Annotated in this window: 17 protein-coding genes; 13 read left to right on the top strand and 4 right to left on the bottom strand. The window is 71.0% G+C overall.

Features of this window, described 5'->3' with window-relative positions; all coding sequences use genetic code 11:
- Positions 1–7: 7 nt before the first annotated feature.
- On the top strand, positions 8–2,386 hold the full coding sequence (locus KLK06_RS22530) for an FAD-dependent oxidoreductase (protein WP_214637554.1): 2,379 nt from the start codon (positions 8–10) through the stop codon (positions 2,384–2,386).
- Here KLK06_RS22530 and KLK06_RS22525 read toward each other — a convergent pair.
- The 3 genes from KLK06_RS22525 to KLK06_RS22515 are packed head-to-tail and all read right to left on the bottom strand — an operon-like array spanning position 2,343 to position 4,982.
- Positions 2,343–3,140, bottom strand: coding sequence for a GntR family transcriptional regulator (locus tag KLK06_RS22525; RefSeq protein ID WP_214637553.1), 798 nt, complete (start codon positions 3,138–3,140; stop codon positions 2,343–2,345). The two genes, KLK06_RS22530 and KLK06_RS22525, sit on opposite strands and share 44 nt — an antisense overlap.
- Complete coding sequence (locus KLK06_RS22520; protein ID WP_214637552.1) at positions 3,137–4,261, bottom strand: nitronate monooxygenase family protein; 1,125 nt, start codon at positions 4,259–4,261, stop codon at positions 3,137–3,139. Before KLK06_RS22520 ends, KLK06_RS22525 begins: the two co-directional genes overlap by 4 nt.
- Positions 4,262–4,277: 16 nt before the next feature.
- Positions 4,278–4,982 carry an acyltransferase gene (locus tag KLK06_RS22515; protein ID WP_214637551.1) on the bottom strand — a complete coding sequence of 235 codons (705 nt, stop codon included), beginning with the start codon at positions 4,980–4,982 and terminating at the stop codon, positions 4,278–4,280.
- Positions 4,983–5,092: 110 nt separating this feature from the next.
- On the opposite strand from KLK06_RS22515, the gene KLK06_RS22510 reads away from it, so the two are divergent.
- From KLK06_RS22510 to KLK06_RS22465, 10 genes are all read left to right on the top strand, one after another.
- Entirely contained in the window at positions 5,093–6,757 is a 1,665-nt protein-coding gene (locus KLK06_RS22510) for a CTP synthase (RefSeq protein WP_214637550.1), read from the top strand.
- Positions 6,754–7,365: an NUDIX hydrolase gene (locus KLK06_RS22505; RefSeq protein ID WP_214637549.1), complete on the top strand. Its 612-nt coding sequence runs from the start codon at positions 6,754–6,756 to the stop codon at positions 7,363–7,365. Before KLK06_RS22510 ends, KLK06_RS22505 begins: the two co-directional genes overlap by 4 nt.
- Before the next feature lie 15 nt (positions 7,366–7,380).
- Positions 7,381–8,286: a site-specific tyrosine recombinase XerD gene (locus KLK06_RS22500; protein WP_214637548.1), complete on the top strand. Its 906-nt coding sequence runs from the start codon at positions 7,381–7,383 to the stop codon at positions 8,284–8,286.
- Between the two features lie 116 nt (positions 8,287–8,402).
- Positions 8,403–9,344 carry a ParA family protein gene (locus KLK06_RS22495; RefSeq protein ID WP_214637547.1) on the top strand — a complete coding sequence of 314 codons (942 nt, stop codon included), beginning with the start codon at positions 8,403–8,405 and terminating at the stop codon, positions 9,342–9,344.
- A complete protein-coding gene (locus KLK06_RS22490; RefSeq protein ID WP_214637546.1) occupies positions 9,341–10,156 on the top strand; it encodes a ScpA family protein in 816 nt (271 codons plus the stop codon). The genes KLK06_RS22495 and KLK06_RS22490 overlap by 4 nt, the downstream gene beginning before the upstream one ends.
- A 592-nt stretch (positions 10,157–10,748) precedes the next feature.
- The gene (scpB, locus tag KLK06_RS22485) at positions 10,749–11,315 is read left to right on the top strand and encodes an SMC-Scp complex subunit ScpB (protein WP_308168429.1); all 567 of its coding nucleotides are present in this window, start codon (positions 10,749–10,751) and stop codon (positions 11,313–11,315) included.
- Positions 11,312–13,564 (top strand): pseudouridine synthase, encoded by a 2,253-nt coding sequence (locus KLK06_RS22480; protein WP_308168392.1) that lies wholly within the window; start codon positions 11,312–11,314, stop codon positions 13,562–13,564. The genes scpB and KLK06_RS22480 overlap by 4 nt, the downstream gene beginning before the upstream one ends.
- Positions 13,565–13,634: 70 nt before the next feature.
- Positions 13,635–13,994, top strand: a complete 360-nt coding sequence (gene aroH / locus KLK06_RS22475; protein WP_214637545.1) for a chorismate mutase — start codon at positions 13,635–13,637, stop codon at positions 13,992–13,994.
- Between the two features lie 56 nt (positions 13,995–14,050).
- Positions 14,051–15,148, top strand: a complete 1,098-nt coding sequence (locus tag KLK06_RS22470) for a prephenate dehydrogenase (RefSeq protein WP_214637544.1) — start codon at positions 14,051–14,053, stop codon at positions 15,146–15,148.
- 77 nt (positions 15,149–15,225) lie between these two features.
- Positions 15,226–16,458 (top strand): NAD(P)/FAD-dependent oxidoreductase, encoded by a 1,233-nt coding sequence (locus KLK06_RS22465; protein WP_214637543.1) that lies wholly within the window; start codon positions 15,226–15,228, stop codon positions 16,456–16,458.
- A gap of 4 nt (positions 16,459–16,462) precedes the next feature.
- Here the strand turns inward: KLK06_RS22465 and KLK06_RS22460 are convergent, their stop codons facing one another.
- Positions 16,463–17,221 (bottom strand): SDR family oxidoreductase, encoded by a 759-nt coding sequence (locus tag KLK06_RS22460; protein ID WP_214637542.1) that lies wholly within the window; start codon positions 17,219–17,221, stop codon positions 16,463–16,465.
- Positions 17,222–17,495: 274 nt separating this feature from the next.
- Between KLK06_RS22460 and cmk the strand changes: the two genes are divergently transcribed.
- Both cmk and der read left to right on the top strand, forming a co-directional pair.
- Complete coding sequence (cmk, locus tag KLK06_RS22455; protein WP_214638028.1) at positions 17,496–18,131, top strand: (d)CMP kinase; 636 nt, start codon at positions 17,496–17,498, stop codon at positions 18,129–18,131.
- A 32-nt stretch (positions 18,132–18,163) separates the two neighbouring features.
- The gene (der, locus tag KLK06_RS22450) at positions 18,164–19,564 is read left to right on the top strand and encodes a ribosome biogenesis GTPase Der (protein WP_214637541.1); all 1,401 of its coding nucleotides are present in this window, start codon (positions 18,164–18,166) and stop codon (positions 19,562–19,564) included.
- Positions 19,565–19,592: the final 28 nt, after the last annotated feature.

The following is a 19,592-nucleotide window of genomic DNA, read 5'->3' as shown; positions in this document are numbered from 1 at the left end:
CGCCCGCATGAGCGACTCGGCCCGCATCGTGATCATCGGCGGCGGCGTGGGCGGCGCCTCCGTCGCCTACCACCTGACCCAGCTCGGCGAACGCGACGTCGTCCTCGTGGACCGCGACGAGCTGACCAGCGGCTCCACGTTCCACTCCGCCGGGCTCGTCGGCCAGCTCCGCGCCGACCCCACGCTGACCAGGATGAACCAGTACTCGGTCGAGCTCTATCGCACGCTCGACGCCGGCTGGACGGAGTGCGGCGGCATCAAGCTGGCCTCCACTCCGGAGCGGATGGCCGAGATCCGCCGCCAGATCGGCTGGGCCCGCACGTTCGGCCTGCCGCTGGAGGAGATCTCCGTCGCCGAGGCGGCCGAGCTGTTCCCGCTGATGGACCCGTCGGGCGTCGTCGGCGCGGCGTACCTGCCGACCGACGGGCAGATCGACCCCTCCGCGCTCTGCTACGCGCTGGCCGCCAAGGCCCGCGAGGGCGGCGCCCGCGTCAGGACCAGGACCCGCGTGCTCGGCGTCGACACCGAACGCGGCCGGGTCACGCGGGTACGCACCGACCAGGGCGACATCGACTGCGAGGTGGTCGTCAACTGCGGCGGCATGTTCGCCGCCGAGATCGGCCGGATGGCCGGGGTGCGGATCCCGATCGTGCCGATGTCGCACCAGTACGTGGTCACCGACGCCTTCCACGAGCACGCCGGGCTGCCGACGCTGCGCGACCCCGACCTGCTCGTCTACTACCGGCAGGAGGTGCAGGGCCTGGTCATGGGCGGCTACGAGCGCACCTGCGCCCCCTGGACGGCGGACGAGACCTCCTACGACGCCATCCCGGCCGACTTCAACGGCCGCCTCTTGGCCGAAGATTGGGACCGATTTACCGAAATTTCGGAGAATTCGCGGATCCGCGTCCCGGCCATGGCCGACGTCGGCATCCGTAAGATGATCAACGGCCCGGAGGCGTTCACCCCCGACAACGAGTTCTGCCTGGGCGAGACCGAGGTCGGCGGGTTCTTCGTGGCGGCCGGCTTCTGCGCGCACGGCATCGCCGGCGCCGGCGGCATCGGCAAGGTGATGGCCGAGTGGATCGTCGAGGGTGAGCCCGCCATGGACGTCTGGCACATGGACATCCGCCGCTTCGGCCGCCAGTACCGCTCCCCGTCCTACACCCTCGCCCGCGCGATCGAGAACTACGAGACCTACTACGACATCCGCTACCCCGGCCACGAGCGTTCGGCGGGCCGCCCGCTCAAGGTCTCCCCGGCCTACGGCTGGCACGCCGCGAACGGCGCCGAGTTCGGCGAGAAGGCGGGCTGGGAGCGGGTCAACTTCTACCGGTCGAACGAGCCGGACGGCACCGACGAGCGGCCCCGGGGCTGGGCCGGACGGCTGTGGTCGCCCGCGATCGGGGTGGAGCACCGGGCCGTGCGAGAGACGGCGGGCCTGTTCGACGAGACCTCGTTCGCCAAGATCGAGGTCTCCGGGCCGGACGCCGCCGAGCTGCTCGAATGGGTCTGCGACAACCGCGTCGCCCGCCGGGTCGGCGCGGTGACGTACACGCAGGCGCTCAACCGGCGCGGCGGCATCGAGTGCGACTTCACCGTCACCAGGCGGGCCGAGGACGAGTTCCTCATCGTGACCGGCACCGCGTTCGGCTCGCACGACCTGGGCTGGCTGCGCAAGCAGGCCGCGCTGAAGGACGCCAAGGTGCGGATCGCCGACGTGACCGGCCAGTACGCCTGCTTCGCCCTGTGGGGGCCGCGCGCCCGAGACATCCTCGGGACGCTCACGCCCGACCCGCTCGACTTCCCGTTCATGTCCTCGCGCGAGCTCACCGTGGGTGACGTGCCGGTGCTGGCGCTGAGGGTGACGTACGTGGGCGAGCTGGGCTGGGAGTTGTACTGCTCCAGCGAGTACGGCCTGGCGCTCTGGCAGGCGCTGTGGCGGGCCGGGCGGCCGTACGAGCTGCGGGCCGGAGGCTACAGGGCCATCGAGAGCCTGCGCCTGGAGAAGGGCTACCGGGTCTGGGGCGCCGACATCGGGCCGGAGACCACGCCGTACGAGGCGGGGCTGGGCTTCTGCGTCAAGCTCGACAAGGACTTCCTCGGCAAGGACGCGCTCGACCCCGCCCCCGCGCGCGGGCTGCGCTGCCTGACGCTCGAGCCGGGGGCGATCGCGCTCGGCAACGAGCCGGTGCGCCTGGACGGCCAGGTCGTGGCCCGGATCACCTCGGGCGGCCACGGCTACACGGTCGGCTCGCCGATCGCCTACGCCTACCTGCCCGTGGGAGCGGGCGCCAAGGTCGAGGTCGAGGTGGAGGGCGTATGGGTGACCGGGACCGTGGTCAAGGATCCGCTCTACGACCCGGCGGGGGAGCGGGTGCGCTGAGGCCGCTGCGGACCGAGATGCGCACCCGGTCGGAGCGGAACAGGTCGCGGGCGAACTCCACCGGCTCGCCGGCCGCCGCGTAGGCGGTGCGCTCGATCAGCATGAGCGGGGTGCCCGGCGCCACGCCCAGCTCGGCGGCCTCGTCGGACCTGGCGATGACCGGGTCGAGGTGCTCGACGGCCGTGCGCGGCTCCAGGTCGTAGCGGTCGGCGAGCAGCGCGTAGAGCGACCCGCCGAGATCCTCCTCCAGGAAGCCGGGCAGCGCGGGGAAGAAGGAGCGTTCGAGCGCCACCGGCGACTGGCCGGCCGAGCGCACCCGGACGACCTCGTGCACCGGCTCGCCCACGGCGGTCCGCAGCGCGGCGGCGACGGAACGGGGCGCCGGGACGGTCGTGGCGAGCAGCACCTTGGCCTCGGCCTGAAGGTGGGCGCGCCGCATCTGCTCGGTGAACCCCGCCAGCCCCGTCAGATCGCACTCGACGCGCGGGTCGGCGACGAACGCGCCGCCGGATCTGCCCGGCACCCTGACCAGGACGCCGTCGTGCTCCAGCGTCGCCAGCGCCTGCCTGAGCGTCATCCGGCTCACGCCCAGGCGCGCCGACAGCTCCCGCTCGCCCGGCAGCCGGTCGCCGGGCTCCATCTCGCCGCTGCCGATGGACTCCAGCAGCCATCGCTCGATCTGTACGTGCGCGGGGACACCGGTGCCGCGCTCGACCTCGGGTGTCCCGACCACAGGCGAATCGTAGCCGGTCATCCCGACAATCTGGACAGCCGTTCGACCGCGTCGGCGAACTCGCTCACCATCTCGTAGACCACCTCGCGAGCGGGCTTGACCTGGTCGAGCTGGCCGACGACCTGCCCGACGAAGTAGTTGGCCAGCTCCACGGCCCCCGGCTCGCCACGCTCGGCGGCCATGCCGATGCGGGCCATCGCGGCCTCGGCCACCAGCAGTTGCAGTGGCATCGCGAGCGGCCCGGGGCTCTCCTGGCCGGAGTCCCACTCCTCGGTCCAGGCCGACTTGAGCTGCCTGGCCGGCTTGCCGGTGCGCGACCTGGATCTGACCGTGTCGAGTGACGAGGCGGCCAGCAGCTTCCGCTTCACCGCGGGCGCCGTCTCCGCCTCCTCGGTAGTCAGCCAGACCGACCCGCACCACACGCCTTCGGCGCCGAGCGCCATCGCCGCCGCCATCTGCCGTCCCGAGGCGATGCCGCCCGCGGCCAGCACCGGCGCCGGCGCGACCGCGTCCACGACCTGCGGAACCAGCACCATGGTGGCGATCTCGCCGGTGTGCCCGCCCGCCTCGGTGCCCTGCGCCACGATCAGGTCCGCGCCCGCCGCCACCTGCCGGTGGGCGTGCTCGACGGTGCCGACCAGCGCGGCCACCGGCACGCCCGCCTGCCTGGCGCCGGCCACCATCTCCGGCGGCGGCGGCCCGAGCGCGCTGGCGATCAGGCCGATCGGATGCTTGAGCGCCACGTCGATCAGCCCGGTCGCGCCCGCCGCCGTCACCCGCCTGCCGAACTCGTCCGCCGAGGCGGCCACCGGTTGCGGCGGCGTGTTCACGCCGTACTTGGACAGCAGGTGCGTGACGAAGTCGCGGTGCCGTTCGGGGATGAAGTCGGTCAGATGGGCGTCGAGATCGAGCACCGACGCGTCGATCTTGCCGGGCACCAGCACGTCCACCCCGTACGGACGGCCGCCCACCCGCTCGTCGATCCAGGTGAGCTCGGTGTCGAGCTGCTCGGGCGTGTAGGCGATCGCGCCCAGGACGCCGAAGCCGCCCGCGTTCGTGACCGCGGCCACCACGTCACGGCAGTGGCTGAAGGCGAACAACGGGAACTCGACGCCGAGACGTTCGCAAAGAGCGGTCCGCATGGACCGACGCTAACCGTCAGAAGGTTGTTCGGTCCAGGTGTCCTGATCCACCATCTACGAGAGCGGGATCACGAGGAGGCGGCCTGCCGGTCGACATGCCCGGCGTGTGCCAGCCGAGCGCGGGATCGTAGCTGCGCACCAGCTTGGCGGGCACCCCCGCGACCACGCTGTGATCGGGGAACTCCCCGCGCACGACCGCGCCGCCCGCCACCACGCACTGGCGGCCGATCCTGGTGCCGGGCAGGATGATCGCGCCCGCGCCGAGCCAGGAGCCCGCGCCGATCGATACCGGACTGTTGCGTGGCCACTGCCTGCCGATCGGCGTCTCCGGGTCGTCGTAGACGTGGTTCTGGTCGGTGATGTACACGTACGGGCCGGTGAAGACGTCCTCGCCGATGTCGATCGACTGGTGGGCCACGATGTGCGAACCCCGGCCGATCGAGCAACTGCCGCCGATCCGCAGGATCGAGTCCGGGCCCAGGTCGACGCCGGGACCCATGCCGCAGGAGAGCGACACGCGCTCGCCGATCAGCGTGTGGTCGCCGATCTCGATCCACTGCTCGCCGAAGATCGCGCCCGGCGGGAAGGCGATGCTGACTCCGTCCCCCAAATGCCGGAATCGGGTGCCGCCCGGACTGGCTGGTGTGATCGCCCCTGCCGCGCGGATCGCCCTGTAGGCACGGTGAATCAGCGCGCCCGTTGCCCGCCGTACGAATGACATAGGGCCCAAAGTTACCGCTAGGTCATGCCGTTCGGGCATGTCGGGGGCGTTGTTTGATATCCTGAGAGCCCGTGGACGCTTCGACCACAACTCGACCCACGGGAGCCCCTTTGCGCAGCGCATCGCAAACCAAGCATCTGTTCGTAACTGGCGGTGTCGCCTCAAGTCTCGGCAAGGGGCTCACCGCCTCCAGCCTGGGCCGTCTGCTCAAGGGACGCGGTCTCCGGGTCACCATGCAGAAGCTCGACCCCTACCTCAACGTGGACCCCGGGACGATGAACCCGTTCCAGCACGGCGAGGTCTTCGTCACCGACGACGGCTCCGAGACCGACCTCGACGTGGGCCACTACGAGCGTTTCCTCGACACCGATCTGCACGGTTCGGCGAACGTCACCACCGGCCAGGTCTACTCCAACGTCATCGCCAAGGAGCGGCGCGGCGAATATCTGGGCGACACCGTCCAGGTCATCCCGCACATCACCAACGAGATCAAGGACCGCATCCGGGGCATGGCGGGTCCTGAGGTCGACGTGGTCATCACCGAGGTGGGCGGCACGGTCGGCGACATCGAGTCGCTGCCGTTCCTGGAGGCCGTACGCCAGATCAGGCACGAGGTCGGACGCGACAACGTCTTCTTCCTGCACGTGTCGCTGCTGCCGTACATCGGCCCCTCCGGAGAGCTGAAGACCAAGCCGACGCAGCACAGCGTGGCCGCGCTGCGCAGCATCGGCATCCAGCCCGACGCGATCGTGCTCCGCTCCGACCGGCCCGTGCAGACGGCGATCAAGCGGAAGATCAGCCTGATGTGCGACGTCGACGAGGACGCCGTCGTCTCGGCCGTGGACGCCGCCTCGATCTACGACATCCCCAAGGTGCTCCACTCCGAGGGGCTCGACGCGTACGTGGTGCGGCGGCTCGGCCTGCCGTTCCGCGACGTGGACTGGAAGGAGTGGGAGGAGCTCCTGCGCCGGGTGCACCGGCCGGCCAAGGAGGTCACCATCGCGCTGGTCGGCAAGTACATCGACCTGCCCGACGCCTACCTGTCCGTCACCGAGGCGCTGCGGGCGGGCGGGTTCGCCAACGACGCCCGCGTCAACATCCGCTGGGTCAAGAGCGACGACTGCGAGACGCCCGAGGGCGCCGAGCGCGAGCTCGACGGCGTCGACGGCGTGCTGATCCCCGGCGGGTTCGGGGTGCGCGGCATCGAGGGCAAGATCGGCGCGATCCGCCACGCCCGGGAGGGCAAGATCCCGCTCCTCGGCATCTGCCTCGGCATGCAGGGCATGGTCATCGAGGCCGCGCGCAACCTGGCGGGGCTCCAGGGGGCCAACTCCACCGAGTTCGACCCCGACGCCAAGGACCCGGTCATCTCCACGATGGCCGACCAGGAGGACGTCGTCGCCGGCGAGCGCGACATGGGCGGCACCATGCGCCTGGGCAGCTACACCGCCAAACTCGGCGAGGGCACCCTGGCCAGGCAGCTGTACGGCGGCAAGGCCAAGGTCGCCGAACGCCACCGTCACAGGTACGAGGTCGGCAACTCCTACCGCGAGCGGCTGGAGAAGGTCGGCATGGTGTTCTCCGGGCTGTCGCCCGACGGCCGCCTGGTCGAATACACCGAGCTGCCCGTCGAGGCCCACCCGTTCTTCATCGGCACCCAGGCCCACCCCGAGTTCCGCTCCCGGCCGACGCGGGCCAACCCGATGTTCAAGGGCCTGATCACCGCCGCGCTCGCCTACGCCGACAGCCGCGTGACCTCGAAGGTGGCCAAGTGAGGGTGGAAGACACGCCCGAGGCGTGGGACGTCGTCGAGTCCAAGGACCGCTTCGAGGGCCGGGTGGTCCACGTGGTCACCGACACCGTCCGCATGCCGAAAGACACGGTCGCCGACCGCGACTACGTCGTGCATCCCGGCTCGGTCGCCGTCCTCGCGCTCGACGAGCAGGACCGGGTCCTGCTCATCCGCCAGTACCGCCACCCGACCCGTCAGTTGCTCTGGGAGCTGCCCGCCGGGCTGCGCGACGTCGAAGGCGAACCGCTGGTCACCGGTGCCGCGCGGGAGCTGGCCGAGGAGGCGGGCTACCGGGCCGAGACCTGGCACACGCTGGTCGACCTCTACACCTCGCCCGGCATGTCCAACGAGCGGATCCGGGTGTTCCTGGCCCGCGGCCTGTCGAAGATCCCCGACGACGAGAACGGCTTCGTTCACGAGCACGAGGAGATCGACATGCCGATCGAGTGGGTGCCCTTGACCGACGCGGTCGAAAGGGCGCTCATGGGAATGATCCACAATTCCCCGACCGTGGCCGGTATCCTCGCCGCATATGCGGCTTCGGTCGAGGGTTTCGCCCTGTTGCGCCCTGCCGACGCCAAGGAGGCATGAGGGAAGGACCACTTCGTGGAGGCGGTGCTCTCCAGCTACCTCGCCCACCTGACGGTGGAGCGGGGCCTGGCTGCCAACACGCTGGCCTCCTACCGCCGTGACCTGCACCGCTACGTCGAGCACCTGCGGTCACGCGGGCGAGTGACGCTCGGCGAGGTGGGCGAGGCCGACGTCCTCGACTTCCTCGCCGCACTGCGTCAGGGCGACTGCGACCACCCCGCCCTCGTGGCCAGCTCGGCCGCGCGGGCGGTGTCGGCCGTCCGCGGCCTGCACCGCTTCGCGCTGCGCGAGGGCGTCACGGCCCACGACCCGGCGCACCAGGTACGACCGCCGCGGCAGCTCCGCAGGCTGCCCAAGGCCATCACCGTCGACGAGGTCGAGCGGCTCATCGCCGCCTCCGGCCCCGACGGCGCGCCCCTGACCCTGCGCAACCGGGCCCTGTTGGAGGTCCTGTACGGCACGGGCGCCCGCATCTCCGAAGCCGTCGGCCTGGCCGTGGACGACCTGGAGGCCGAGCAGGTACGGCTGCGCGGCAAGGGCAGCCGTACCCGCGTCGTCCCCCTGGGCCGCTACGCCCGCTCCGCGCTCGACGCCTACCTCGTCAGGGCCCGGCCCGGCCTCGTGGCCCACGGCCGGGGCACCCCCGCCGCCTTCCTCAACGCCAGGGGCGGGCGGCTCACCCGGCAGGGCGCCTGGGAAGTGCTCCAGGCCGCCGCCGAACGAGCCGGACTCGCCGGGATATCTCCCCACGTTCTCCGGCATTCCTTCGCAACCCACCTCCTTGACGGCGGAGCCGACGTTAGGGTGGTCCAGGAGTTGCTCGGCCACGCCTCGGTGACGACCACGCAGGTCTACACCCTGGTCACCGTCGACAAACTCCGCGAGGTATACGCCGCCGCGCATCCCCGTGCCCGGCAGTGATCTATAGTCTTTTGCGACGTGCGGCAGTTCGGCGTGCCGCCTTGCCGCGTTTAGTGGTGACGCCATAGTGTCCGTCCGGACGGTCCGGTTCGGGATCGTCAGGGAGGTTCGAGCTGGTGACTGTGAAGACCAACGGTTCGACCCCGGGGACCCCCGACAACCCCTGGGGTGACACGAAGACCAACACGCCTTCCGTGGGCGTGAATCTGGGTCCGACCCGGCGTCCCCGCCCGGTGTTCCCCGAACCCGTCGCGCCCGAGATCCACGGGCCCGCGCGGGTGGTCGCGATGGTCAACCAGAAGGGTGGGGTCGGCAAGACCACCACCACCATCAACCTGGGCGCCGCGCTCGTCGAATACGGCCTCAAGGTGCTCCTCGTCGACTTCGACCCGCAGGGCGCGCTGTCCGTCGGCCTCGGCATCAACCCGCTCCAGCTCGACCTCACGGTCTACAACCTGCTGATGGAGCGCAACGTCACCGCCGAGGACGTGCTGCTGGAGACCGGCGTCGAGGGCCTCGACCTGCTGCCTAGCAACATCGACCTGTCCGCCGCCGAGGTCCAGCTCGTCACCGAGGTCGCCCGCGAACAGGTGCTCGGCCGCGTGATCAAGCCGCTGCTGCCGCACTACGACGTCTGCCTGATCGACTGCCAGCCGTCGCTTGGCCTGCTCACGATCAACGCGCTGACCTGCGCGCAGGGCGTCATGGTGCCGCTGGAGTGCGAGTTCTTCGCGCTGCGCGGCGTGGCCCTGCTCATGGACACCATCACCAAGGTGCAGGAACGCCTCAACGAGGACCTCGAGATCGAGGGCCTGCTCGCCACCATGTACGACGCCCGCACCCTGCACGGCCGCGAGGTGCTCGCCCGCGTCGTCGAGGCGTTCGGCGACAAGGTGTTCCACACCGTGATCAACCGCACGGTGCGCTTCCCCGACGCCACGGTCGCCGGCGAGCCGATCACCACGTTCGACCCGTCGTCCCTGGGTGCGAACGCTTACCGTGAGCTGGCCAGAGAGGTGCTGTCCCGTTGGCCGGCGCCTGCCACAATGGCCAGGTGACGGAGGAGGCAGAGCCACAGGGGTTCAGGGTTCACCTGGACGTCTTCGAGGGGCCCTTCGACCTGCTCCTCGGCCTGATCTCCAAGCACAAGCTCGACATCACCGAGATTTCGCTGTCCAAGGTCACCGACGAGTTCATCGCCTACATCCGGGCCCGCGGTCCCGAGTGGGACCTCGACCTGACCAGCCACTTCCTGCTGGTCGCGGCCACGCTCCTGGACCTCAAGGCCGCCCGCCTGCTGCCGTCGGGCGAGGTCGAGGACGAAGAGGACCTGGCCCTGCTGGAGGCCCGCGACCTGCTGTTCGCCAGGCTCCTGCAGTACAAGGCGTACAAGGAGGTGGCGAAGGTCTTCTCCGGCCGCATGGCCGAAGAGGCGCTGCGCTTCCCCCGCACCGCGCCGATGGAGCCGCAGTTCGCCAACCTGCTCCCGCAGCTCATCCTCGGCATCAGCCCGGATGACCTCGCCCGGATCGCCGCCCGCGCCTTCGTCCCCAAGCTGCCGCCCACGGTCAGCGTCGGGCACATCTACCAACCGCTGGCCAGCGTGCGGGAGCAAGCCGCTATCCTGGTGGCGCACCTGCGGCGGATGCGGCGGGCCACGTTCCGGGCCCTGGTGGCCGACTGTGACGGCACCATCGAGGTCATCGCCCGCTTCCTGGCTGTGCTGGAGCTCTTCCGGGAGTCCGCGGTCACCTTCGAACAGGTCGAAGCCCTGGGCGACCTGCACGTGACCTGGACCGGCTCGGACGACGGGGACGTCGCGGTGGGGGACGACTACGAGGAGAGCGCGGAGAAGACGGCTGATGACTGACCGCTTGGACGACAACCCGCCGCCCGAATCCGCCCCATTGCCCGCCTGGATGACCCTCCCGGGCTCCCTCGCCACCCAGAGCACCTCGGACACGCCCGCCGAAGATGAGTCGGAGGACGTGTCGCCTGAGCCGGACGATGGTCTGGCGGGTGTGGCGTCTGAGTCGGACGATGGCCTGCTGGGTATGTCGCCTGAGCCGGATGCGGCCGACGATCTCCGGGACCTGGCGCCTGAGCCGGATGCGGCCGACGGTCCGCAGGATCTGGCGCCCGAGTCGGGTGTGGCCGACGGTCTCCATGACGCGGAGCCGGATACGGCCGATGCCCCCCAGATCGCGGTGCCAGAGCCGGTTCGGGCCGCCAGCTTCGAAGCGGTGACGCCCCCTGGGGGCGCGGCTGTCCGTCCGGAGGGCGCGTCTTCCGAGCAGCCCATTGCGGGCGGGTCTCCCGAGCCGGGCGGGGCATCTTTCCTCGGTCGGTCCGCGGTGGGATCTTCTGGCGCCGGTGCGGTGGGTGGTGGTACGGCGGAGCGCGGCGCAACACGCGCGTCCGAGGAGCCCAGCGCAGATGCGGCCGAGCAGCCCAGCTCGGGCGTGCCCGGTGAACCCGCTGAGAGCGGTCCCGCGCTTGCGGCGGCGCTTGAAGCCATCCTTTTGGTCGTGGACGAACCCGTTCCCGAAGTGACCCTGGCGCAGGTGCTCGAACGGCCCACCCATGAGGTGACCACCACACTTCGGGCCCTGTCTGCGGAATACACCCAAGCCGGACGGGGTTTCGATCTCAGGGAAGTCGCAGGCGGTTGGCGGTTCTACACGCGAGCCGACTGTGCCGCGCTGGTCGAGCGGTTCGTACGCGACGGCCAGCAGACCCGGCTCACCCAGGCCGCGCTGGAAACACTCGCGGTCGTGGCTTACCGGCAACCGGTGAGCCGTGCACGTGTCGCCGCGGTTCGCGGCGTCAACAGCGACGGCGTCATGCGGACGCTCGTCGCCAGGGGGCTGGTCGAAGAGGCCGGCACCGACCCGGAGAGCCAAGCAATGCTCTACCGGACAAGCTCATACTTCCTTGAACGCCTGGGACTGAAGGACATCGGCGAACTCCCCGAGCTCGCCCCCTTCCTCCCCGACGACGTGGAAAACCTCGAGGAGAATACAAAGTGAACAACAGGCGCAGCACCCCGTCCGGTGATGGACGCGGTCGTGGACGCACCGGCGGCGCAAGCCGTAGCGGCCGTCCCGCCTTCCGTTCGGACGACTCGCGCGGCGGTCCCCGCCGTGAGGGGTTCCGTGGCGGTTCCCACCGAGACGATTCCCGCGGCGGACCGCGCCGCGACGACAGTGACCGCGGCGGCAGCCGCGACTCCGGAAGCGAGCTGGGCTCCGGCCGCGACTCGCTCCGCGCCGACCGTGGCGGTTCCCGCGCCCGGTACGGCAGGCCGGACTCCGGCGACACCCGCGACCGTTCCGGCTCCACGGGCGACCGGGGCGGCTACGACGGTACGTCCTCCCGCGACGACGACCGTTCGGCGCCCAGAAGCGACCGCGGCGGCTACGGCACGCGGCCCCGCGACGACCGTGGCGGCTACACGCAGTCCCGCGGTGACCGAGGCGGATACGGCGCGCAGCCGCGCGGCGACCGTGGCTATGGCGCGTCGTCCCGGGGCGAGGGTGGCGGCGGCTATGGCTCGTCCTCCGGGGGCGACCGTGGCGGATACCGCTCCGACCGCACCGGCTCCGGCCCCCGCGACCGCACTGGCTCGGGCCCTCGCGACCGCGCTGGCTCCGGCCCCCGCGAGCGCAGCGGTTCCGGCCCCCGTGACCGCGCTGGCTCCGGCCCCCGCGAGCAGGGCGCCCGTGACAGCTACCGTCCCCAGCGCAGTGATGATCGCGGCGGTTTCCGTTCCGACCGGAGCGACGACCGTGGCGGTTTCCGTTCCGACCGCAGTGACGACCGTGGCGGTTTCCGTCCCGAGCGTCGTGATGACCGCGGTGGTTTCCGTACCGACCGTGGCGGCTTCCAGTCGGACCGCCGTGACGACCGTGGCGGCTTCCGTACCAACCGCAGTGACGACCGTGGCGGCTCCGCCTCCCGGGCGGGCGGCGCCCGTGACGGCTTCCGTCCCCAGCGCCGCGACGACCGTGGCGGATCCCAGACGGATCGCCGTGACGGCTTCCGTACCAACCGCACTGACGACCGCGGCGGCTTCCGCCCCGACCGGAGTGACGATCGCGGCGGTTTCCGTCCCGAGCGCACTGACGACCGTGGCGGCTTCCGCCCCGACCGGAGTGACGATCGCGGCGGTTTCCGTCCCGAGCGCACTGACGACCGTGGCGGCTTCCGTCCCGAGCGTCGTGACGACCGTGGCGGTTTCCGGGCCGACCGTGGTGGTCGCAGGGAAGGCGGCCCCCGTAGCGAGCCCACGCGGACCGGCTACGGCCGCGGAGAGTCCACCAGAGCCCGCTTCGGACGGCGTGACGACGCCGGCTCGCGACGCGAGGACGGCCGTCCGAGCCGTACCCCGAGGCGCGACGACGTTCAGACCATCGGCGGCCGCACCTCCGGCAGGCGTGACGGGGCGGGCAGCGCCGCACCGCGCGACAGGTTCAAGACCGCTCGCCAGCCCATGCGGGATCGCAACTTCTACCCCGAGGGCTACACCGACGAGCGCGACACCACCGAGGTCCCCGGCGGCGTACGGCTGCAGAAGGTGCTCGCCCAGGCGGGCGTCGCCAGCCGTCGCGCCTGCGAGGAGATGATCGGTGATGGTCGCGTCACGGTGAACGGGCAGGTCGTACGGAGGTTCGGGGCCAAGGTCGACCCCGCCGCGCAGGTCATCCACGTGGACGGCAAGCGCATCCCAACCGCCCCCGACCTGGTCTACTACGCCCTGAACAAGCCCATCGGCGTCGTGTCCACCATGGACGACCCGCAGGGCCGCCCGTGCCTGGCCGACTATGTGGAGGAGCTCGCGCCGCGGCTGTTCCACGTGGGCCGGCTCGACACCGAGACCGAGGGGTTGCTGCTGCTCACCAATGACGGCGAGCTGGCCAACCGGCTGACTCACCCGAGTTACGGGGTGCAGAAGAAGTACTGGGCGAAGGTTCCCGGGCCGATCCCGCGTGATCTGAGCCGCCGGCTCAAGCAGGGCATCGAGCTCGAGGACGGCCTCGCCAAGGCCGACTCCTTCGCGATCGTGCAGGAGCACGGCCAGCAGGCGCTGGTCGAGATCGTCCTGCACGAAGGCCGTAACCACGTCGTCCGGCGGATGCTGGAGGAGGCGGGTCATCGAGTTATCGACCTGGCCAGGATCGAGTTCGGGCCGGTCAAGCTGGGCCGTACCAAGGCAGGCACCGTCAGGGCGCTGTCCCTGCACGAGGTCGGCGAGCTTTACGCGGCCGTGAAGCTGTAACCTGGCGGGAACGCAGGAGCCCGTGCGAACCTCCGCACGGGCTTCACCGCTATATGAGGGGACGGATCACATGGTGCGGGCGATCCGCGGGGCGACACAGGTGGACGCCAACGACCGTGGGGCGATCATCGAAGCGACCACGGAGCTGGTCAGCGAGCTGATGGAGCGCAACCGGCTGACCACCGACGATGTGATCAGCGTGCTGTTCACGGCGTCACCCGATCTGACGGCGGAGTTCCCGGCGCTGGCGGCACGGAAGCTGGGCTTCCACGACGTGCCGCTGATCTGCTGCACCGAGATCGACGTGCCGGGCGCGCTGCCCCGGGTGGTACGCCTGATGGCCCACGTCGAGACCGACCGGCCGCGTTCCGAGATCCAGCACGTCTACCTGCGCGGCGCCGTCGCGCTCCGCCAGGACATCGCTCAGTAGACGACCAGTTCCACCCGACCGAGCTTCTCCAACGCCCGATAAATCAGGACATTTACATGGCCTCCGAACTCCGCACCGTGCTGGTAGTCGGCACCGGTCTCATCGGCACCTCCATGGCGCTGGCCCTCCGCCAGCGCGGAGTGCGCGTGCTGCTCGCCGACCACGACCAGGGAGCGGTACGGCTGGCCCGGGAGCTCGGCGCGGGCGAGGAATGGCACCCCGAAACCGGCACCCCGGCCGAGACGATCGATCTCGCGGTGATCGCGGTGCCGCCCGCGCACGTGGCCAGCGAACTGCTGACCCTCCAGCGTAACGGCACCGCCACGTTCTACACCGACGTGGCCAGCGTCAAGGTGGAGCCCATCGAGCGGGCCGGTCAGCTCGGCTGCGACCTGTCCACCTACGTCGCCTCCCACCCGCTGGCCGGACGTGAGAAGTCGGGCCCCGGAGCCGCCAGGGCCGACCTGTTCCTGGGCCGTCCGTGGGCGCTCTGTCCCACCCCCGACGCCACGCCGGAGGCCCGGGCGGCCGTACACCAGCTAGTAGAGCTCTGCGGCGGCAACCCCATCGAGGTGGACGCCGCCGAGCACGACCAGGCCGTGGCCGTCGTCTCGCACGCGCCGCACGTCGCCGCGTCCGCCGTCGCCGCCCGGCTGTCGGACGCGTCCGACATCGCGCTCGGCCTGGCCGGGCAGGGGATACGCGACGTCACCAGGATCGCGGGCAGCGACCCGGGCCTCTGGCTCGGCATCCTGTCGGGCAACGCGACCCCGGTGGCCGAGGTGCTGGAGGCCGTCTCCCGCGACCTGTCCGAGGCCGCGACGGCGCTCCGCGCGCTGGCCGACGGCGACGGCACCGCCACGCAGGAGCTCACCCAGTTGCTCAAGCGCGGCGTGGCCGGTCACGGCCGCATCCCCGGCAAGCACGGCGGTCCCGCGCCCGCGTACGTCGTGGTCCAGGTCGTCGTCGGTGACCGCCCAGGCCAGCTGGCCAGGCTCTTCCAGATCTGCGACGAGGTCGGCGTGAACGTCGAGGACGTACGCCTGGAGCACGCTCCGGGCCTGCCCCTGGGCATCGCCGAGGTCTCCGTCCAGCCCGACGCGGCGGCCGTGCTCACCAAGGCCCTGCACGAACGCGGCTGGCAGGTCCCCTAACCGGCCGATGTCACGTCCTTGGCTTCTCGCTCCGTCTTCAGTACGGAATCCACCCGGAATCGCGAGGAGACAGGGACATGACGAACATCCTGATACTGGGCGCCGGCTACACGGGCATCGCGGCCGCGATCAGGACCGCCACCAGGACCCGCCGCCACGGCGGCAAGGTGACGCTGGTCAGCGCTTCGCCGAGGTTCACGGAACGACTGCGGCTGCACCAGACCGCCGCGGGCGAACGGCTGCGCGACCACGCGATCGCCGACATCATCGCCGGAACGGGCATCGACCTCGTCCTCGGCCGCGTGACCGCCCTCGACCCCGTACGGCACGAGGTCATCGTGAACGGCGTCCGCGCGGATGGCGGGCCCGCGGACACTGACCGCGCGGACAGCGGACCGTTGGGCACTGGCCGCGCGGACGGCGGGCGCACTGGGCGGGTGCTCGCGTACGACAAGCTGATCTACGCCCTCGGCACTGTCACCGACCTTTCGACCCCGGGCGTGGCCGAGCACGCCTACGTCTACGACGACCACGACCAGGCCGTCCGGCTCGCGCGCCGGCTCGGCGAACTCGACCGGGGTACGGTCGTCGTGGCCGGTGGCGGCCTGACCGGTGTCGAGTCGGCGACCGAACTGGCGGAGGCGCACCCGAACCTACGCGTCGTCCTCCTCAGCCGGGGCCGTCCGGGCTCGATGATGGGGGAGCAGGCCCGCGCGTACGTCGACAAGGCGATGACCCGGCTGGGCATCCAGGTACGCGGCGGCGCGGACGTCGTCAAAGTGCTGCCGGACGCGGTCGAGCTGGCCGGCGGCGACCTGGTCGACTCCGACGCGACGCTCTGGACCGCCGGCACCAGAGGGCTGCCGCTGGCCGCCGAGGCCGGGCTGGCGGTGGACGGGCAGGGCAGGATCGTGGTCGACTCCGCGCTCCGCTCGGTGTCCCACCCGGACGTCTACGCCGTGGGCGACGCCGCCGCGGTGCGCCAGCCGTACGGCGTCATGCACGGGACCTGCCAGGGCGGCATCCCGACGGGCCTGCACGCGGCCGACGCGCTCGCCGACGGGCTGCTCGGCCGCCCGGTGAAGGCGTTCCGGTTCGGGTACGTCCACCAGCCGCTCAGCCTCGGGCGTAAGGACGCGGTCATCCAGTTCACCCACCCCGATGACACGCCACGCAGGTGGTACCTGACGGGACGGTGGGCCATCGCCTACAAGGAGACCGTGAGCAGCAGCCCGATGCCCACCTACCGGCTGCTCAAGCGCGGGCTGGTGCCGGTCGGCCTGTTCCGGCTGACGGCGGGCGTCAAGTGAACGGTCACCAGATGAACTGCTGCCCACCGTCGACGTCGTACGTCGCGCCGGTGAGCGCGGTGTTGCTCATGATGTGGACGGCGAGCGCGGCGACGTCGGCGGGGCCGACGACGCGGCCGATCGGGAGCCTCGCCCGCAGCTCATTCCGGCGTTCCTCGAGTCGATCTCCGAGGAGCGATGCCGACAACGGGGTGTCGACGAAGCCGGCGGCGATGAGGTTGACGCGGACCGGCGCGAGCTCGAGCGCGAGGGCCGCCGTGAAGGGAGGCAGCGCGGCGGTGGCGGCGGAGGCGATCCCGAGGCCGTGACCGACGCGCCGGGCGCCGGTGCCGCCCATGAGCAGCAGCGTTCCCCCGGACCTCATCTTGGCGGCGGCGTTGCGCGCGACCTCGAGCGCCAGCACCATGTGCTCGCTGATCGCCTGGCGCACCTGAGCCGAGTCCATCTCCAGCAGGGGCCCGTAGCGCGGGCCGCCGGCCGTGACCATCACATGGTCGATCGGTGCCGGCAGGTCCTGGAAGAAGCTCTCCAGGGAAGCCGGGTCGTTGGCGTCGAAAGCCGCGGTGCGCTGCGTGCCGAGTTCCAGCGCCGCTTGCTTGAGCCGGTCGCTGTCGCGGCCGGTGAGGACGACATCGGCACCCTCGGCCCGGGCGCGTCGAGCTGTCTCGAGCCCGATGCCCGCGCTGCCGCCGACCACGACGACGGTCTGGCCGGCCAGTTCCGGGTCGCGCTTGGTGGGAACAGGAGTGGTCGCGCTGGTCATGATTCCTCCGATCGGTGGTGCCGTCGGCCGGTCACCTGGTCGCCGGGGGGACTCATCCAGTGTCGACGGTCGGAGGGATGTTCGTCTGCCCGGGGGCTCCGCTGCCGGACCAGCACCACATCATGTCGCCGTGGGCGGCACGTCGGCGGTAGTCGCGCAAGGGAGATCCGGCCGGGCCGCTCTACCGGCGTATCGCGTCGTCGCGAGGCGGTAGCCTCTTCAGGTTGGGGAAAAACGTGAAGAGGGAGAGGCCGTGACCGGTCTGGTCGTCGCCATGGACGGTCCTTCGGGGTCGGGTAAGTCGAGTGCGTCGCGCGGAGTCGCCCGGGCGCTCGGGCTGCGTTACCTGGACACCGGGGCGATGTACCGTGCGATGACCTGGTGGATGCTCCAGCAGGGCGTCGATCTGACCGATCCCGCCGCTGTCGCGGCCCGCGCGGGCGAGCCCGAGATCGCCTGCGGCACCGACCCCGACGGCCCGTCCATCCATGTCGGCGGTGTCGACGTGGCCGGGCCGATCCGGGAGGCCGAGGTCACCGGGGCGGTTTCGGTCGTCGCGGCGGTTCCCGAGGTGCGTGCGCGTCTCGTGGAGCTGCAGCGGGAGATCATCGGCGCCGGTGACATCGTGGTCGAGGGCCGCGACATCGGCACCGTGGTCGCCCCCGACGCCGCCGTCAAGGTCTATCTGACGGCCAGCGCCGAGGCCCGTGCGCTGCGCCGTACGGCGGAGCTGGCCGGCACCACGGTGGAGGCGCAGCAGGCCGCCATGGCCCGGCGTGACACCCTCGACTCCACAAGGAAAGCGGATCCACTCTCGATGGCGGATGGCGCCGTCGAGCTCGACACCACGCCGCTGAGCCTCGAAGAGGTCATCGGCGAGGTGCTGAGTCTGGTCAAGGAGCGCACCTGACAAGGTGCGGCACTCACAAAGGATGAAAAATCGTGTCAACGGGGGATTGGGTCGAGGCTGACCTCGACGATCTCGAAGTATCCGACGACGTCGTCGACAGCGGCCCACAGCCGGTCGTGGCCATCGTCGGCCGGCCGAACGTGGGCAAGTCCACGCTGGTCAACCGCATCATCGGCCGCCGCGAGGCGGTCGTCGAAGACGTTCCGGGCGTCACCCGCGACCGCGTCACCTATGACGCCAACTGGCGCGGGCGCCGCTTCACGGTCGTCGACACCGGCGGCTGGGACCCCGACGCCACCGGGATGAACCTGCGCATCGCCGACCAGGCACGGGTCGCGGTCGAGCTGGCCGACGTGATCGTGTTCGTCGTCGACGCCACCGTGGGCGCGACCGACGCCGACGAGACGGTCGGCTCCATCCTCCGCCAGTCGGGCAAGCCGGTCATCCTGGCCGCCAACAAGGTCGACAACCAGCAGCTGGAGCTGGAGGCCGCCTCGCTCTGGGCGCTCGGCCTCGGCGAGCCGCAGCCGGTGTCGGCCCTGCACGGCCGTTCCAGTGGCGACCTGCTCGACGTGATCCTCGAGGCGCTGCCCGAGACGCCGGAGCTGAGGTTCGACGGCGAGCGCGGCCCCTACCGGGTGGCGCTGCTCGGCAAGCCGAACGTCGGCAAGTCCTCGCTGCTCAACATGCTGGCGGGGGAGGAGCGGGTGCTGGTCGACCCGATGGCGGGCACCACCCGCGACCCGGTCGACGAGCTGATCGAGCTGGGCGGCAAGACCTGGCGCTTCGTCGACACCGCCGGCATCAGGCGGCGCGACCGCGAGCTGCAGGGCGCCGACTTCTACGCCGCCATGCGCACCAGGGCCGCCCTCGAACGCTCCGAGGTGGCGATCGTGCTGATCGACGCCAGCGAGGTGCTCACCGAGCAGGACCTGCGGATCATCAGCCTGGTGATCGAGTCGGGCCGGGCGATGGTGGTCGCGTTCAACAAGTGGGACCTGGTCGACGAGGACCGCCGCTACTACCTGGAGAAGGAGATCGACCGGCAGCTCGTCCGCACACCGTGGGCGCTGCGGGTCAACATCTCCGCCAAGACCGGGCGCCACATGGACCGGCTCGTCCCGGCGCTGGAGAAGGCGCTCGGCTCGTGGTCGTCGCGGGTGCCGACGGCCAGGCTCAACGCGTTCCTGACCGAGCTGGTGCACCAGACGCCGCCGCCGGTGCGGAGCGGCAAGCAGCCGAAGATCCTCTTCGCCACGCAGGCGTCGGTGGAGCCGCCCAAGTTCGTGCTGTTCACCTCGGGCTGGCTCGAGGACACCTACCGCCGGTTCATCGAGCGCCGGATCCGCGAGGAGTTCGGCTTCGCCGGGTCGCCGATCGACGTGTCGATGAAGATCCGCGAAAAGCGGAAGAGCGGCCAGCAGAAGAAGTAGCCCCGGCGCCCAGGTCTCGGTCCGGCTC

This window comes from Nonomuraea sp. NEAU-A123 (assembly GCF_018603905.1).
In the GTDB taxonomy this organism is placed as follows: domain Bacteria; phylum Actinomycetota; class Actinomycetes; order Streptosporangiales; family Streptosporangiaceae; genus Nonomuraea.
The sequence above is the reverse complement of the archived record's forward strand: the minus strand, read 5'-3'. Positions and strand labels throughout refer to the sequence as shown.